14 protein-coding genes are annotated in these 16,235 nt (G+C 68.1%); 3 read left to right on the top strand and 11 right to left on the bottom strand.

Annotated features, from left to right (window positions below):
* The 3 genes from HYU53_18480 to tatA all read right to left on the bottom strand — a co-directional run.
* A partial coding sequence (locus HYU53_18480) for a hypothetical protein (protein ID MBI2223180.1) occupies positions 1-320 on the bottom strand: 320 nt, incomplete at its 3' end.
* Positions 321-491: 171 nt separating this feature from the next.
* On the bottom strand, positions 492-1,307 hold the full coding sequence (gene tatC, locus HYU53_18485) for a twin-arginine translocase subunit TatC (GenBank protein ID MBI2223181.1): 816 nt from the start codon (positions 1,305-1,307) through the stop codon (positions 492-494).
* Positions 1,307-1,600: a twin-arginine translocase TatA/TatE family subunit gene (tatA, locus tag HYU53_18490; GenBank protein MBI2223182.1), complete on the bottom strand. Its 294-nt coding sequence runs from the start codon at positions 1,598-1,600 to the stop codon at positions 1,307-1,309. Before tatA ends, tatC begins: the two co-directional genes overlap by 1 nt.
* 83 nt (positions 1,601-1,683) lie before the next feature.
* Between tatA and HYU53_18495 the strand changes: the two genes are divergently transcribed.
* From HYU53_18495 to HYU53_18505, 3 genes are all read left to right on the top strand, one after another.
* Positions 1,684-3,309, top strand: coding sequence for a S41 family peptidase (locus HYU53_18495; GenBank protein MBI2223183.1), 1,626 nt, complete (start codon positions 1,684-1,686; stop codon positions 3,307-3,309).
* 259 nt (positions 3,310-3,568) lie between these two features.
* Positions 3,569-7,357: a chromosome segregation protein SMC gene (gene smc / locus HYU53_18500; GenBank protein ID MBI2223184.1), complete on the top strand. Its 3,789-nt coding sequence runs from the start codon at positions 3,569-3,571 to the stop codon at positions 7,355-7,357.
* Positions 7,354-8,475 (top strand): M48 family metalloprotease, encoded by a 1,122-nt coding sequence (locus HYU53_18505; GenBank protein ID MBI2223185.1) that lies wholly within the window; start codon positions 7,354-7,356, stop codon positions 8,473-8,475. The genes smc and HYU53_18505 overlap by 4 nt, the downstream gene beginning before the upstream one ends.
* A 32-nt stretch (positions 8,476-8,507) precedes the next feature.
* Here the strand turns inward: HYU53_18505 and HYU53_18510 are convergent, their stop codons facing one another.
* The 8 genes from HYU53_18510 to infB form a co-directional block, all read right to left on the bottom strand.
* Entirely contained in the window at positions 8,508-8,882 is a 375-nt protein-coding gene (locus HYU53_18510; GenBank protein MBI2223186.1) for a cupredoxin domain-containing protein, read from the bottom strand.
* 179 nt (positions 8,883-9,061) lie between these two features.
* On the bottom strand, positions 9,062-11,251 hold the full coding sequence (pnp, locus tag HYU53_18515) for a polyribonucleotide nucleotidyltransferase (protein ID MBI2223187.1): 2,190 nt from the start codon (positions 11,249-11,251) through the stop codon (positions 9,062-9,064).
* A gap of 68 nt (positions 11,252-11,319) precedes the next feature.
* Complete coding sequence (gene rpsO / locus HYU53_18520; GenBank protein MBI2223188.1) at positions 11,320-11,589, bottom strand: 30S ribosomal protein S15; 270 nt, start codon at positions 11,587-11,589, stop codon at positions 11,320-11,322.
* Positions 11,590-11,663: 74 nt separating this feature from the next.
* Entirely contained in the window at positions 11,664-12,602 is a 939-nt protein-coding gene (gene truB, locus HYU53_18525; protein MBI2223189.1) for a tRNA pseudouridine(55) synthase TruB, read from the bottom strand.
* Entirely contained in the window at positions 12,599-13,612 is a 1,014-nt protein-coding gene (locus tag HYU53_18530) for a bifunctional oligoribonuclease/PAP phosphatase NrnA (protein ID MBI2223190.1), read from the bottom strand. The genes truB and HYU53_18530 overlap by 4 nt, the downstream gene beginning before the upstream one ends.
* Complete coding sequence (gene rbfA, locus HYU53_18535) at positions 13,609-13,971, bottom strand: 30S ribosome-binding factor RbfA (GenBank protein MBI2223191.1); 363 nt, start codon at positions 13,969-13,971, stop codon at positions 13,609-13,611. The genes HYU53_18530 and rbfA overlap by 4 nt, the downstream gene beginning before the upstream one ends.
* Complete coding sequence (locus HYU53_18540) at positions 13,971-14,252, bottom strand: DUF503 domain-containing protein (GenBank protein ID MBI2223192.1); 282 nt, start codon at positions 14,250-14,252, stop codon at positions 13,971-13,973. The genes rbfA and HYU53_18540 overlap by 1 nt, the downstream gene beginning before the upstream one ends.
* A gap of 9 nt (positions 14,253-14,261) precedes the next feature.
* Positions 14,262-16,235: translation initiation factor IF-2 (gene infB, locus HYU53_18545; GenBank protein ID MBI2223193.1), on the bottom strand; the 1,974-nt coding region annotated here is incomplete at its 5' end.

Raw genomic sequence — 16,235 nt, forward strand, 5'->3', positions numbered from 1 at the left:
ATCCGCACCACCGACCGCACCGACGCGAACAGCTCCGCCCGGGCTCCCAGCCCCACCCCCAGCGTCACCGGCCAGACCGACACGTCGGTGAACCCCTGCTCGTAGTCGACATTCGACCGATACAGGCTCACCGACCACTTCCGCGCCGGCAGCACTTCGCCGGTCGGGACAACCCACAACCCCGTGTCCCCCAGATTCGTCGCCGCCGCCGGCCGCCTCTGCGGCGGTTCGGCGGTCGAGGGAGCCTGGGTCGTCTGAGCGAAGACTGGTCCGGCCAGAACGGTCAACAGCAGGGTCAGACCGGCCAATACTTTGCGCATATTTGAAGCCTCTCTGCGATAACTCATCTGTATTTCACATAGTACGACTGCGGACATGACACGTCAATTTCATGCCTTCTCAACCGCAGAAGGCGCAGAACACGCGAGAACGCGAGACTCCGAGGTTTCCACTGCCGAAGGCGCAACGGATGGGATAGTTCGAGGGCCCCCTCAGGCCTCGGCTTCGCGCGGCTTCCGTTTGCCGAACGCCCACGCGACGACGATGCTGATGAGATACAGGAGCAACATCGGTACCGCCATCATCAGCTGCGAGACGACGTCAGTTCCCGGGCTGAGCACCGCGGCGATGATGAAGATCACGAGGAACGCGTACTTGAAATACCGAATGAGGAGCCGCGCGGTCACCAGGCCGAACCGCGCGAGGAAGAAGACGAGCGTGGGCATCTGGAAGATCACGCCAAAGGCCAGCATCATCTTTGCGTAGAGCGAAAACACCGGGCCGATCTTCGGCAGGAAGTCCATGTAATTCGTCGTGAAGCTGGCGAAGAACACCCACGACCAGGGGAACGCGACGAAATGCGAGAAGAGCGCGCCGCCGACGAAGAAGAACGTCGTCATGAAGACGAACGGGATCGCGAATCGTTTTTCGTTCGCGTAGAGCCCGGGGGCGATGAACAGCCAGAGCTGCCACAACACCACGGGCGCGGCCACGATCAGGCCGACGAGCGCCGCCCCCTTGATCTGGATCATGAACGCTTCGGTCGGTTCGGTGTAGATGAACTTGCCCCCCTTCGGCAGCGCCTGCTGCAGCGGCACCATGATGAACGCGAAGATGCGGTCGATGAAGAAGAGGCAGATGAAGAATCCACCCGCGATCGCCGAAACGGAAACGATCAGCCGTTTCCGCAGCTCGTCGAGATGTTCCAGGAACGACATCTTCGACGCGGAGTCTTCCGGCTCATCGCCGTACGGCTCGACGTAGGCGTCGTCGGTCCGGCGGGGGGGCGGCAGTGCGGAGACCGCCATCAGGCGGAAGGTGTGCGCGGAACGCTGCCCTCAGCGGGCGGCGGAGCCGCCGGGGGAGGCTCGGGCGCCACCGGCGTCGAGGGCGTTGCCGGCTGCGCGGGCTCCTGTTGCCGCTGTTCATCGGCGCGGATTTCCTCGTCCAGCGTGGCGCGCAGCTCGTTCGACGCGCGTTTGAACTCGGCCAGGCTGCGTCCCAGCGACCGTCCCAGCTCCGGCAACTTGCGGGGGCCAAAGATGATCAGGGCGATCGTCAAAATAATGATGAGTTCCGGAACGCCGATCGAACCAAACATCTGGCCGGTCTCCAGGAAATGCCCGTAAGTGGCTGATCCGCATTATAGATCCGGCGAAGCTTGTCTGCTACCATCGAGAGACTATGCGGAATTCGCGGTTCCTTCCGGCTCTGGTGACGGCGATCCTGGTGGGCGCCCTGGCAGGCGGGCTCTTCGGCAGCAACGCGCTGGCGCGGCAGGACCGGGTCGCGGAAAAGTACTCCCTCTTCACCACCGCGCTGTCCGAGATCCAGGCGAACTACGTCGAGAAGCTGCCCTCCGATCGGCTGGTGTACTCGGCGATCGACGGCATGCTGAAAACGCTCGACCCGCATTCGAGCTTCATGGATCCGCGGACCTACGCGCAGTTGCGCGAGCGCCAGGAAGGGCGCTACTACGGCCTCGGCATCAGCATCGTCGTCATCGATGGTGACATCACGGTGATGTCGCTGTTCGAGGGCTCTCCCGCGTACAAGAAGGGCATCCGGCGCGGCGACGTCATTTCCCGCATCGAAGGGCAGGACACGAAGGGGTGGACGACCGAGCAGGCCGTGCGCAAGCTGCGCGGGCCGAAGGGCACGTCGGTCAACATCTCGCTCAAGCGACAGGGATTCGAGGGGCTGATCGATCTCGCGGTCCAGCGCGACGAGATCTCGATTCCGACGGTACTCGGTGTCTTCATGGTGGACCAGGACACCGGTTACATCCGTCTGAGGGACTTCTCGGAAACATCGGACGACGAGCTGGGGCGCGCGCTCGAAGCGCTGAGCGCGCAGGGCATGAAGCGCCTCGTGCTGGACCTCCGGGACAACCCGGGCGGGCCGCTCGACCAGGCGATCCGCGTCGCGAACCGCTTTCTTCCGCGCGGCCAGATGATCGTGTACACGCGCGGCCGCGTGCAGAACGCGTCGGTGGACTACCGGGCCACCGAGGCGAGCCAGTACACGGACCTGCCTGTGGTCGTGCTCGTCAACCGCAACACGGCGAGCGCGTCGGAGATCGTCAGCGGCGCATTGCAGGATCACGATCGCGCGGTCATCGTCGGGGAGACCACGTTCGGCAAGGCGCTCGTGCAGTCGGTGTATCGCATCAGCATGAACGCGGGGCTCGCGCTGACCACCGGGCGCTATTTCACGCCGAGCGGCCGGTTGATCCAGCGGCCCTGGGACCATGCGTTCGACGAGTACCTGACCTACACGCTGCGCGATCAACCGGAAGGGGAGCGCCCGCGCCAGGCCGCGGACCTGCGGTACACCGACGCGGGACGCAAGGTGTACAGCGGCGGCGGCATCGAGCCCGACAAGCACATTGCCGGTCCGGTCGAAGGATTCAATCCGACCCGCCTCAGCCGCTCGCTCTACGCGCGGCAGATGTTCGAGAACTTCGCCGAGCGGTTCACGGCGGAAGGGGATACGCGCATCGTCGCGCCGGCCAACGCGCAGAACCGCCGCACCGTGCGGCGCGGTTTCGTCGTGACCGACGAGATGGTCGCCGAGTTCAGGCAGTTCCTGAAGGACGACCGCGTCAAGGTGGACGAAGGGGCCTTCACGAAGGACGTCGAGTTCATCCGCGCGATGATCAAGTACCAGATCGACCTGGCGCTGTTCGGGATCGAAGAGGCGCGACGCAATCTGATCGCGCGCGATCCCCAGGCCCAGGTGGCGCTCGGGCTCTTCAGCGAGGCCGAGCGGCTGACCGCGATGGCGCGCGCGCGCGCAGCAGCGAAATAGGGTTTAGGGTTGAATCCTGAACCCTATTGGTGGGGTGCGAGTTTCGTCTTGCCCCTACAGATTGGCCCTGCTACACTGACGACCGTCTGGCGCTTCCGGGGCCCCGCCTGAGTGGACGGGAAGGAGCGCCCGCCGGTCTTGTCGCCGTTCCCCACCGGGAACATCAGTTAACCTCAACCGTCCTGAAGCGATCCCAGCCGCTTGGGGGCGAGGTGTGCGCGCAAGTACCGGGCACAGCCTGGCCTGTATCGACACCACTATGCGACTGCAACGGCTGGAGATTGCCGGTTTCAAGAGTTTCCCCGACCGCGCCGAGCTGGCCTTCGACGATGGCGTGACCGCCATTGTCGGGCCGAACGGGTGCGGGAAGAGCAACGTCGTTGATGCCATCACGTGGGTGCTTGGCGAGCAGAGCGCCAAGAGTCTGCGCGGCGACCGCATGGAAGACGTGATCTTCGGCGGCAGCGACGCTCGCAAGCCGACGGCGGCGGCGGAAGTGCGCCTGCGGCTCGCGAAGGTGCCCGCGTCGAGCCCGGGCGGATCGGGTTCCGGAGCGAGGGCGATCGCTCCCTCGCCTGCGGTGACGCCGCAGGCGGCCGAGCCGAACGCGGTCCTCCTCGACGAGGAGCCGCGACCTATTCCTCCGGAGTTCAGCCTCGACGAACCGTTGTTCGTGCGGGACGTCGAGATCGGGCGCCGCCTCTATCGATCCGGCGAGAGCGAGTACCTCATCGACGGCGAGGTCTGCCGCCTGCGCGACATCCACGACCTGCTGATGGATGCCGGCGTCGGCGTCAAGGCGTACGCCGTCATCGAGCAGGGGAAGATCGGGCAGATCCTGACGGGAAAACCCACCGACCGGCGGCAGCTGATCGAAGAGGCCGCCGGCGTCACCAAGTTCAAGACACGCCGCAGGACCGCGGAGCTGAAGCTCGAAGCGGCGCAGCAGAACCTCACGCGCGTCGAAGACATCATTTTCGAGGTCGAGAAGCAGCGTGCCGCGCTGAAGAGGCAAGCGGCAAAGGCGCGCCGTTACAAGCGCCTGCGCGAGGAGCTGCGGCGGTGGGAGAAGGTACAGTTTGCGACGAGGTACCGGGGTCTCGCGGCCGCGATCGACTCGGCGCGCGCGAGGCTTGCCGACGCGCGGGAGCGTGAAACCGCGGCGGCCGCGCGCCTGGCGGAGGTCGAAGCGACGCTCGAACGGATTCGCATCGACCTTGCGGAAGCCGACAGCCGCGCGACAGCCGCGCGCGAGGCCGCGCACGCGCGCGAGCTGGAGATCGGACGCCTGCAGCAGCAGGCCGCGTTCGAGCGCCAGCAGGTGGGGGCGCTGACCGCGAGCATCGCGGGGCTGGGCGTGGAACTGTCGGCGCTCGAAGCGCGGCGCGAGCCGGCGCGCGTGGAGCTGGAGGACCGGCGACAGGCGGCGGCGCGTGCCGAGGCGGAGCGGGAGGACGCCACGGCGGCGCTGGAACATGAAGAGGCCGCCTACCAGGAGGCGTACCGCACGATCGAGGGGCTCGAGAGCGACGTCGAGGCGTCGCGCAGCGAGATCTTCTCCGCGATGAACGCCGCCACCGCGCTTCGTCACGCGGTGGAGAACGCGGCGGCCGCGCGCGGCCGCGCGATCGAGCTGCTGTCGCGCCTGGAGATCGAGGGACGCGACCTGCGCGTGGAAGCCGAGCGCGCCGATCGCGCGCGGGCGGAGGCGGAGGACGCGCTGGCGCGCGGCCGCTCGGCGCTCGAGGAGAACAAGGTCGCGCGGGCCGCCGCCGAGTTCGGCCTGGCCGCCGCGCGCGGCGAGCGTGAACGGCTGGCCGCGGACTTCCGCAGCCGCGAAAACGAGCTGGCCGGCCGGGAGGCGCGGCTCCGCTCGCTCGAGGAAAGCGACGCCGCGCACGTGGAATACGGGGACGCGGCGCGGCTCGTGCTGTCCGACGCGACGTCCCGCGTGGCGCAGCGCGGCGCGGTGGCGGACCATCTCGAGGTGGAGCGCGGCTACGAGCGCGCCGTCGAAGCGTGTCTCGGCGAGCTGCTGCAGCACGTCGTCGTCGAATCGCATGATGCGGCGCGCACGGGCTTGGCGCTGATCCTCGAGCAGGACGCGGGCCGGTGCGGATTCGTGGTGGCTGGCGGCACGGTGCCGGCCGTGGCCGATTCGGCCGAACGGGCGCCGTCCGGCGCCAGGTCGATCTGGTCGGTGCTTCGTGCGACCGGCGAATACGCCCCCGCCATCCGCGCGGCGGTGGGCGAGGCATGGCTTGCCGAGACGCTCGACGCGGCGATCGAAGCCTCGGCGTTCACCGCGCGCCCGGTGGTGACCGCTTCGGGCGACGTGGCGCATCGCGGCTTCGTGATCGAGGGGGGCGTGAAAGCCGAGGCGCGGGGCATCCTGGCGACCAAGGCGGAGATCAAGGACCTGCGCGGCACGATCGAGTCCGACCGCGCGATGCTGGCGCGCGTCCGCGAGCAGCTCGCCGCGGTCGAAATGCGCATCGCTGCGGGCGATGCCGCGATCGCCGCGCTCACCGACGAGCAGCACCGGCAGGAGAAGGTCCTCGTCGGGTCCGACCTGCAGCTGCAGCGCGCCGCCGAGGAGGCCGAGCGGGTCGCGCGGAAGCAGGAACAGGTGGGTGTGGACCGGCGCCGCGCCGAGGAGGAGCGGGACAGCCTGGAGGCGCGGCAGGCCGAGGCGCGCGCGTCGATCGTGAGGCTCGAGGACGAGCAGCGCGCGGCGGACGAACGGTTTTCCGTGGCGCAGCGCCGGCTGCTCGACGCGCGCGAGGCGCTCGAGCGCCAGTCGCGCCAGGTGGCGGAGGCGAAGGCGGCGCACGCGACGCTCGTGGAGCGTGCCACCGCGATTGGCGCCGAAGTCCGGCGGCTCGAGGAGGCTGGACGCGAGCTCGAGGAGCGCATCACCGCGCGCGCCGACGAACGCCGCCGCGCCGAGGAGCGCCGTACCCAGCTGCAGGCCTCAATCGTGGAGGCGGAGCAGCGGCTCGACGAGAGCCTGAGGACGTTCGATCAGCTCAGGGAAGACGTCCGCGCGGCCGACGATCGCTCCAACACGCTGCGGATTGAATACGATGCGATGGACGCGCAGATCCGTGAGGCACGCCGCACCGTCGACGCCATCCGCGATGAGGTGAGCCGCCACGAGATCGCCCGGGCCACCGCCGAAGGGGACCTGGCGCACCTCGCGGAGAGCTGCCTCGAGGTCGTCCAGGCCACGATCGAGGAGGTCGCCGCCGAAGTCGCGCAGCTCGAGGCGGAGGGTGAGATCGCCGCGGTCACGCTCGCCGAGGACGTGCCGACAGAAGAGGAGCGCGAGGAGGAAGGGGACGCGGCCGCCTTCGCGACCGCGGAGCAGGAGGTCGCTTCGGCGCGCCAGGGCGCGCCGGCGGCGCTGACGGTCGAACAGGCGATCGCGCAGCTGAAAGCCAAGATCGAGCGGCTCGGCCCGGTGAACATCCTGGCGATCGATCAGTTCGACGAGCTGGAGAGCCGCCACACGTTCCTGACGGCGCAGCGGAAAGACCTCGTGGACTCGATCAGCGCCACCAACGAGGCGATCCGCCGCATCGAGAAGACGACGAAGGAACGCTTCCAGGAAGCGTTCGACGCCATCAACGCGAACTTCGAGCAGACCTTCACCACGATGTTCGGCGGCGGCCGCGCCGGGCTCGTGCTGATCGACGAGGCGGACGAGCTCGAAAGCGGGCTCGACATCATCGCGCAGCCCCCCGGCAAGCGCCTCCAGAGCGTGCAGCTGCTCTCGGGCGGCGAGAAGGCGCTGACGGCCATGGCGCTGATGTTCGCCATCTTCAAGTTCCGGCCCAGCCCGTTCTGCCTGCTCGACGAGATCGACGCGCCGCTCGACGATGCCAACATCGGCCGGTTCGTCGAGATGCTGAAGGGGATGCAGGATTTGACGCAGTTCATCCTGATCACCCACAACCGCAAGACCATGGAGATCGCCAACCGGCTCTACGGCGTCACGATGGAAGAGCCCGGCGTGTCGAAGCTGATCTCGCTTCAGCTCAATTGAACGAAGACAGAGCCTCGCGGTACCACCGCCAGCGCCGCCGCGCGACGATCCTGTCGCTCCTGCTGACGGCGGCGCTGCTGGCCGCTCTCGTCATCTCCGGCGCGTCGATCGCGCTGCGCGACTGGGCGGAATCGCTCGGTGGCTCGCCGGCGGACGGCTTGCCGGGCTATCTCATCGCCTGCGTCCTCTTCGTATCGGTCCTCTTCGCGCTCGAGGAGGTTCTCGGCTTTCCGCTGGCCACGTATCGCGGCTACACGCTCGAGCACCGCTACGGGCTCTCGCGCGAGGCGTTCCGCGATTGGTGCCGCGATCACGCCAAGGCGGCCGCGATCGGACTGGCATTCACGATCGTCGCGGCCGTCGCCGTCTACACGGCGATCCACCTGACACCGCGGTGGTGGTGGGTGGCCGCCGCAATTCTGGCGACCGCCGCCGCGATCGTCCTCACCAACATCCTGCCGACCGTCGTGTTGCCGATCTTCTATCGCCTCGAACCGCTGGACCGCCCCGAGTTGGCCTGGCGCCTGATCGCGCTCGCGCGCGCGCAGGGCGTCGAGGCGCTGGGGGTGTACGTGTGGGGGCTGGGGGAGAAGACACGCAAGGCCAACGCGGCGCTCGTCGGCCTCGGGAGCACCCGCCGCATCCTCCTGTCGGACACCCTGCTCGCGGAATACTCCGAAGACGAGATCGAAGTGATCCTCGCGCATGAACTTGCGCACCACGTGCACCGCGATCTCTGGAAAGCCATCGCTGTTGAAGCGGCGATCGCCCTGATGGCCGCCTGGTGCGCGGATTTCACCCGCCGCCTTATCGGCCCGGTGCTCGGCTTCTACGGCCCGCAGGACCTCGCGGCGCTTCCCCTGCACCTGTTCGGCGCCGGCATCGTCTCGGTGGCCGCCGTGCCGTTCGTCAACGCCCTCTCGCGCTGCAATGAACGACGCGCCGACCGGTTTGCCGTGGGACTGACGCGGCGGCCGGCCGCGTTCATGTCGGCGATGCGGCGCCTCGGCGCGCAGAACCTCGCGGAATCCCGCCCCGGCGCCATCGCGCGCCTGATCTTCTACACGCACCCGCCCGTCGAAGAGAGGATCGAAGCCGCGAAAACCGCGGCCCGTTGAATGGCACGAGGCAAAAGGCAAAAACCAAAAGGCTACTGGACTACCAACTCGCCGTGCATGTTTCTGCACCCGTCATCCTGCTGCAGGTTGCAGTAGATGCGGAAGGTGCCGCGCCGATCCGCGCGGAACTCGAAGGTGACCGGCTGTCCCGGTGCCGCCCGCTTGGCGATGCGGTACTCGTCGACGGTGAAGCTGTGCGCGATGTCCTCGGCGGCAACGGTGAGGCGGACGATGTCCCCCTCGCGAACTTCGATGCGGCTGGGAGCAAAGGAGTACCTGCGCGCCGTGACGTTGAAGTCGCGGCGGCTGGGCGCCTGATCCTGGGCGGACGAACGCGCACCGGCCAGCAGAACGGCCGAGCCGCCGAGCAGGGCAATCCACGCGAGGACGCGTCTGCGGTTGGCCATGCCGATACCCTCCATTATAGGACGATGCAAACGGCGGGTCGGTTGTAACCGACTCAGGAATAAGGCCAAGGGCGGAAGGCCCAGGCCAAAAATGAAACGGGCCGGAGGATTTTGTCCCCCGGCCCGCCGTGACGTGTCAGGACCTCCGGCCTCCCGGCCGCTGGTCCTGATTCCGCTTTCTACTTCCGTGCGTGCTCCCGGCGCGGGCCGCGCGGGCCGCGCCGCTCGCCGTGGCCTCCCTCACGGCGGTGTTCGCCGCCCCCCTCGGGCTCCGGCGGCATGCCCTCGGGCCTTTCGATGAGCGCCTTGCGGCTCAAACGCACCTTGCCGGAGGGGTCGATGTTGATGACCTTCACCAGCAGCTGGTCCCCCTCCTTCAGCTCGTCGCGCACGTCCTTGACGCGATAGTGCGCGATCTCCGAGACGTGAAGGAGCCCATCGACCCCCGGCATGATCTCGACGAACGCGCCGAAGTCGGTGATCCGCTGGACGTTGCCCATGTAGGTCTTATTGAGCTCGGGTGTCGCGGTCAGCTCCTGGATGATCGCGATGGCCTTGGCAGACGAGGCCTCGTCGGCCGACGCCACGTTCACGCGGCCGTCGTCCTCGACGTCGATCTTCACGCCCGTGCGCTCGATGATGCTGCGGATCATCTTGCCGCCCGGCCCGATGACGTCGCGGATCTTGTCCACGGGGATGCGGATCGTCACGATGCGCGGCGCGTAGGTCGAGACGTCGCTGCGGTTCGTGCTGAGCGTGGTGTTCATCTTGTCGAGGATGAACAGCCGTCCCTGGCGCGCCTGCTCCAGCGCCTCGCGCATGATCGCGGTGGTGATACCCGCGACCTTGATGTCCATCTGCAGCGCCGTGATGCCCCCGGCGGTGCCCGTCACCTTGAAGTCCATGTCGCCGTAGTGGTCCTCGGCCCCGGCGATGTCGGTCAGGACGGCGTACTTGCCCGTCTTCTCGTCCATCACCAGCCCCATGGCCACGCCCGCGACCGGCGCCTTCAGCGGGACGCCCGCGTCCATCATGGCCAGCGACCCGCCGCACACCGACGCCATCGACGACGACCCGTTCGACTCGAGGATGTCCGAGACCACGCGGATGGTGTAGGGGAACTGGTCCTCGGCCGGAATCATCGGCGCGAGCGCGCGCTCGGCGAGCGCGCCGTGACCCACTTCGCGGCGGCCGGGGCCGCGCAGGAACGCGACCTCGCCGACCGAGAACGGCGGGAAGTTGTAGTGGAGCATGAAGCGCTTGTACATCTCGCCGTCCACCATCTCGATCTTCTGCTGGTCCTCGGCGGTGCCAAGCGTGGCGGTGACGAGCGCCTGCGTCTCGCCTCGCGTGAACACGGCCGACCCGTGGACGCGCGGCAGCACGCCGACCTCGATGGCGATGGGGCGGATCTCGTCGAACGCGCGGCCGTCGAGGCGCCTTCCGCGCTCGAGGATCTCTTCGCGCATCACCTTTTCCTTGAGCTCCTTGAAGATCGCCTTCGCCTCGGTGCGGCGCTCCAGTTCCTCGTCGGGCAGGCTGGCGATCAGCTCCTCGAGGACCTTGTCGACCGTGCCGTAGTTCTCCAGCTTGTCGCGGATCCGCATCGCCTCGGTCAGCGGGCCGTAGACGCGCTCCTCCACCTCGCGATAGAAGTCGGCGCCGATCTCCTTCTTCGGGATCTCGATCTTGCGCTTGCCCGCGTCGCGCGCGAGCGCGTCGATGGCGGCGACGATCTCGCGGATGGCCGCGTGCGCCGCTTCAAGGGCGCGCACCATCTCTTCCTCGGTCACTTCCTTCGCGCCCGCTTCGACCATGACGATCGCGTCCCGGCTGCCGGCGACGACCAGGTCGAGGCGGCTCTGCTTCCGCTGCTCGTACGTGGGATTGATCGTGTACGCGCCGTCGATCAGGCCGACGCGCACGCCGGCGATCGTCTTCTGGAACGGGATCTCGGAAAGCGCGACCGCGGCGGATGCGCCCGTGATCGCGAGCACGTCGGAATCGGTGGCCGAGTCGGCCGAGAGCACGAGGGCGATGATCTGCGTCTCGTAGCGCCAGCCGGCGGGGAACAGCGGGCGGTGCGGCCGGTCGATCAGGCGGCTCGTGAGCACTTCCTTCTCGCTCGGCTTTCCCTCGCGCTTGAAGAAGCCCCCAGGAATCCGGCCCGATGCATAGGTGTATTCGCGGTAGTCGACCGTCAGCGGGAGGAAATCGATCCCCTCGCGCGGGTTGGCGGCATGGCAGGCTGTCACGAGCACCATGGTGTCACCCTGGCGCACCACAACCGAGCCGTCGGCCTGTTTGGCCAGGCGGCCGGTCTCGATCGACAACGTCTGCCCGCCCACTGTCACGTCACGTGTGTGCATAAATCCTCAGATGCTCTGGAGGCGCAGGGCGGGACGGCCGCACCGGGTGCGGCGCCCGCCGGGTGCCGCTACTTGCGGATGCCAAGACGGCGGATCAAATCGCCGTAGCGGTCGGCGTCCTTGCCCTTCAGGTAGTCGAGCAGGCGGCGGCGCTGGCCCACCAGCTTCAACAGGCCGCGACGCGAGTGGTGGTCCTTCGCGTGCGTCTTGAAGTGCTCCGTCAGGTAATTGATGCGTTCGCTGAGAATGGCGACCTGGACTTCCGGCGAGCCGGTGTCCGAGTCGTGTGTGCGGTACGAACCGATAATCTCGGTCTTGCGATCCTTGCTGAGTGCCACGTGTCCTCCACGCGCGGTCCAGAGGGCAGCTGCCGTACCAGACCGCCGTTGTTTACTCCAAGTAACAGAACATTTTAGCTCAGAACGACCACCGGCTGCAAAGAACCGCCGGGGGTGGTCCGGGCCAGCGCCACCAGGCGCCCGTCGGCTGAAAACAGGCGGCTGAGCGCCCCCTCCGGCGCGATCATCCCCTCGCGTGACCGCCCGTCCGACGGCCCGAGCGCGTTGCCGTGGCACGCCCGCCGCGTGCCCGCCTCCGACAGCTCAAAGACCGGCAGCTCCGGCAGGAGGTCCTCCAGGGGGACGAACCGTGCAAGGGCGGCACCGCCGCCGGATCGCAGCGCGTCCAGCGTGATCGCCCGGTCGAGCGTAAACGGGCCGCTGCGATAGCGGCGCAGCGATTCGAGGTGGGCACCGCACCGGAGTGTCCGGCCGATGTCGTGCGCGAGCGATCGGACGTAGAAACCCGCGGAGGTCTCCAGGCGAAGCGACAGCCTGGCCCCCTCACGGCCCGTCACCTGCAGTTCGTGCACGGTCACCGGCACGGGCGTCGCGCGAACTTCCACGCGGCGACGGGCGAGGGTGTACGCCGGCACGCCGCCGATCTTCTTGGCGGAATAGGGTGGCGGCGTCTGCTCGAATCGGCCGATGAACCGGCCGGCCACGGCCGCGATTTCCTCGCCGGTGATCGCCAGGACCGTTTCGTCAGGCGCCGGGGCGCCGACGGGTTCTCCGGCCGCGTCGTACGTGTCGGTCGCGATGCCGAGCCGCACGACCGCCTCGTACCCTTTCGTCCCACCGGTCAGGAACTGCGCGAGCCGGGTGGCCTGTCCGATCACCAGCGCCAGGACGCCGGTCGCCAGCGGGTCAAGCGTGCCGGTGTGTCCGACCCGTCGGATTCCCAGCGCCCGCCGCGCCTCGGCGACGACGTCGTGCGAGGTCGGCCCTTGCGGTTTGTCGACGACCAGGACGCCGGAAAAAGGCGTCGGGAGCCTTTTTCCCGGGGCAGTCATGGGGAAACAGGCTCCCGACCCCTTTTTCCGGCGCGCCAGATCTCGGCCAGCAGCTTCTCGATGATCGGCTCGCGCACGCCGGCGATCTGGCCCGCGACGCTGAACCCGGCGGCGTTCTTGTGGCCGCCGCCGCCGTACTGCACCGCGACGGCGCGCACGTCCACGTCGTACTTCGAGCGCATGCTGACCCGGACCAGACCGGGCTCCAGCGATTTGAAGAAGACCACCGCCTGGATCTCGCGCGCGGTGAGCGGAAGGTTGATCAGCCCCTCGGTGTCGTTCAGCGTGCTGTCGGCGCGGTCCAGCATCTCCTGCGTCAGGCAGATGGCGGCGAGCCGCCCGTGATCGTGCATCTCCATCGAGTCGAGCAGGCTTCCGATCAGTTTCAGCTTGCCGAGGCTGTTGCTGTCGAACACGCGCCGCGCCATCGACGCCGGGTTGACGCCCGCTTCCGTCACCTTGCGGCAGATTTCGAACGTTCGGGGGGTAATGTTCGAGTGGTGGAACGACCCGGTGTCGGTGAGGATGGCGAGGTAGATGTGCGTCGCGATCTCCGGCGTCAGCTCGACACCCAGCTCCTCGATGATCAGGAACACCAGCTCGCCGCACGCCGATGCGGACTCGTCGAACCAGTTGATCGCGCCGAAGCTCGTGTTGCCGACGTGGTGGTCGATGTTGATGACGAACGACTGCCCGAGCCCCTCCACGCCGGTGCGCTTCAGGTCTCCGCACTCCATGATGATCTCGGCGTCGAAGGCGCCCCACGCCGGATCCACCCGGTCGCTGATCGTGATCCCGTCCACGCCGGGGAATTCGTAGTAGTGCTCCGGCGGCGCGTCCCGGTTGACGATGCGCACGTCCTTGCCGAGGGCGCGCAGCGCGCAGGCCATCGCGAGCTGCGAGCCGATGGAGTCTCCGTCCGGGCGTGCGTGAGAGGAAATCAGGAACCGCCGCCGCCGTCGGATCTCGTCGCGGATGGCCGCGACGGGGTGGGGGACGAGGGCATTCATTCCTGGTCCTTGTCTTCCCGGTGGAGGTCCTGGATGGCGCGCTCGATCCGGTCTCCGCGCTCGATGCTCTCGTCGAAGAAGAATTCCAGCTCCGGCACGCGGCGGAGCTGCAGCCGCTGGCCCACCTGCCGGCGCAGGAACGGTGTCGCGCGGTCCAGCGCGCGGGCGGTCTCGGCGCGTGCCGTGTCGTCGCCCATCGTCGTGTAGTACGCGCGCGCGGTCTGCAGGTCGGGCGTGACCTTGACGTGCGTGATCGTGATGAACCCGATGCCCGGGTCCTTCACCTGGCGCATGATGAGATCGCTCAGTTCGTGCCGGATCGCGTCGCCCACGCGCGCGGGACGGGAGCCTTGCGCCATCAGGTGAGAAACTCCATGTGCGTTGCGGTGATCACGCCCGGCCCGAGGCGCTCGACCTCGTCGGCCACCGCGGCGAGCGCGCGATCGACCGCTTCGGTGGACTCGCCGATCGTGACAACCCCGAGCGTCGCACGCTGCCAGAGGTTCTGGTGGTCGACCTCCGCGACGGCGATGTTGAACTTCTTCAGCCGGTCCTTCACGCTGCGCAGCACCACGCGCTTGTCCTTCAGCGACTGCGCGTGAGGGATGTGCAGCTCGAGGGTAAGAAGACCTACCGTCAAGGCAGAATATCAGGCCGTCGCCGCGACGCGCTCCATCACGAACGCCTCGATCTGGTCGCCCACCTTCACGTCGTTGAACCGCTCGAGCGCGATGCCGCACTCGAAGCCGGTCTTCACCTCGGACACGTCGTCCTTGAAGCGCTTGAGGGAGGCGAGCTTGCCCTCCCAGATGACGACATGATCGCGGAGCAGCCGCGCCTGCGCGTCGCCCGACCGGGTGATGCGGCCGTCCACCACCATGCAGCCGGCGACCGTGCCGAACTTCGGCACCTTGAAGGTCTGGCGGACGTCGGCCACGCCGAGGCGCGCCTCCTTGAAGGTCGGCTCGAGCAGGCCTTCCATCGCCTTCTTCATCTCGTCGGTCACGTTGTAGATGACCGAGTGCAGGCGGATGTCCACCGACTCGCGCTCCGCCACGTCGGACGCGTTCCGGTCGGGCCGCACGTTGAAGCCGACGATGATCGCGTTCGACGCGGAGGCGAGCAGCACGTCCGACTCGTTGATCGCGCCCACGCCGCTGTGGATGATGCGCACCTTCACGCGGTCGTCGGTGAGCTTCGTCAGCGTATCGGCGAGCACCTCGGCCGAGCCCTGCACGTCGGCCTTGATGATGATCGGCAGCTCCTTCATCTCGCCCTCGGCAATCTGCTGCCGGAGCGTTTCGAGCGTGAGCCGCGCGCTCTTTCCGAGCGCCCGTTCCTTGGCCTGCGTCTGGCGGAACGTCGCGATCTGGCGCGCCTTGGCCGTGTCGGCGATCGCCTGGAAGGTGTCGCCCGGCGTGGGCAGCCCCGAGAGCCCGAGGACTTCAACGGGCGTCGAGGGGGGCGCCAGCTTCACCGGACGACCGCGATCGTCGATGAGCGCGCGCACCTTGCCGACGATCGTGCCGGCCAGGAAGTTGTCGCCGACGTGCAGCGTGCCGTCCTGCACCAGCACCGTCGCGACCGGCCCGCGCCCTTTGTCCAGTTTCGCCTCGAGCACCGTGCCCATGGCGTTCTTCTTCGGGTTCGCCTTCAGCTCGCTCATCTCCGTGACGAGGAGGACCATTTCGAGCAGGGCATCGAGGTTCTGCCGCTTCTTCGCGGAAACCGGCACCGTGACCGTCTGGCCGCCCCAGTCTTCCGCGACGAGCCCGAGGTCCGCCAGCTCGCGCTTCACGCGATCCGGGTTCGCCTCCGGCTTGTCGATCTTGTTGATCGCGACGAGGATGGGCACGCCCGCGGCGCGGGCGTGATCGATCGCCTCCCGCGTCTGCGGCATGACCCCGTCGTCGGCCGCGACGACCAGCACGACGACGTCGGTGACGCGCGCGCCGCGCGCGCGCATCATGGTGAACGCCTCGTGGCCCGGCGTGTCGAGGAAGACCACCTTGCGGTCTCCGACCTGTACGGCGTACGCGCCGATGTGCTGCGTGATGCCGCCCGCCTCGCGCTCGGCGACGCGCGTCTCGCGGATCCCGTCGAGCAGCGTCGTCTTGCCGTGATCGACGTGCCCCATGACGGTCACGACCGGGGCGCGCGTGACCACGTCCTCCGGATTCGTGTCTTCCTGCTCGACCTCGAGGATCTCCTCCTCGAACGAGCGCATCTGCACGTCGGCGCCGAAGTCGCGCGCGATGAGCTTCGCCGTTTCCTCGTCCACCGTCGAGTTGATCGTCATCATCATGCGGCGCTCGAGCAGCTTCCGCAGGACGTCCTTTGCCTTGACGTCAAGCTTGTCGGCGAGATCCTTGACCGTCATGCCCTCGGCGAGCGTGATCGTGCGCGTCACCGGCGGCGGCGGCGCGGCCTGGGGCGCAGGCGCCGACGGCGCCGCGGGACGCGGGCGGGAACCCGCGGGACGCGCCGGCGGCCGCTGGTAACCCTGATAGCCGGGGCGCGACGGCATCCCCGGACGCTGTCCGGGCATGCCCGGTCGCTGTCCGGGCTGGCTCGGCTGGCCGGGACGCACCGGCTGCGACGGCAGCGGGCGCGGGCCGCCGAG

The sequence above is a fragment of the Acidobacteriota bacterium genome (genome assembly GCA_016184105.1).
In the GTDB taxonomy this organism is placed as follows: domain Bacteria; phylum Acidobacteriota; class Vicinamibacteria; order Vicinamibacterales; family 2-12-FULL-66-21; genus JACPDI01.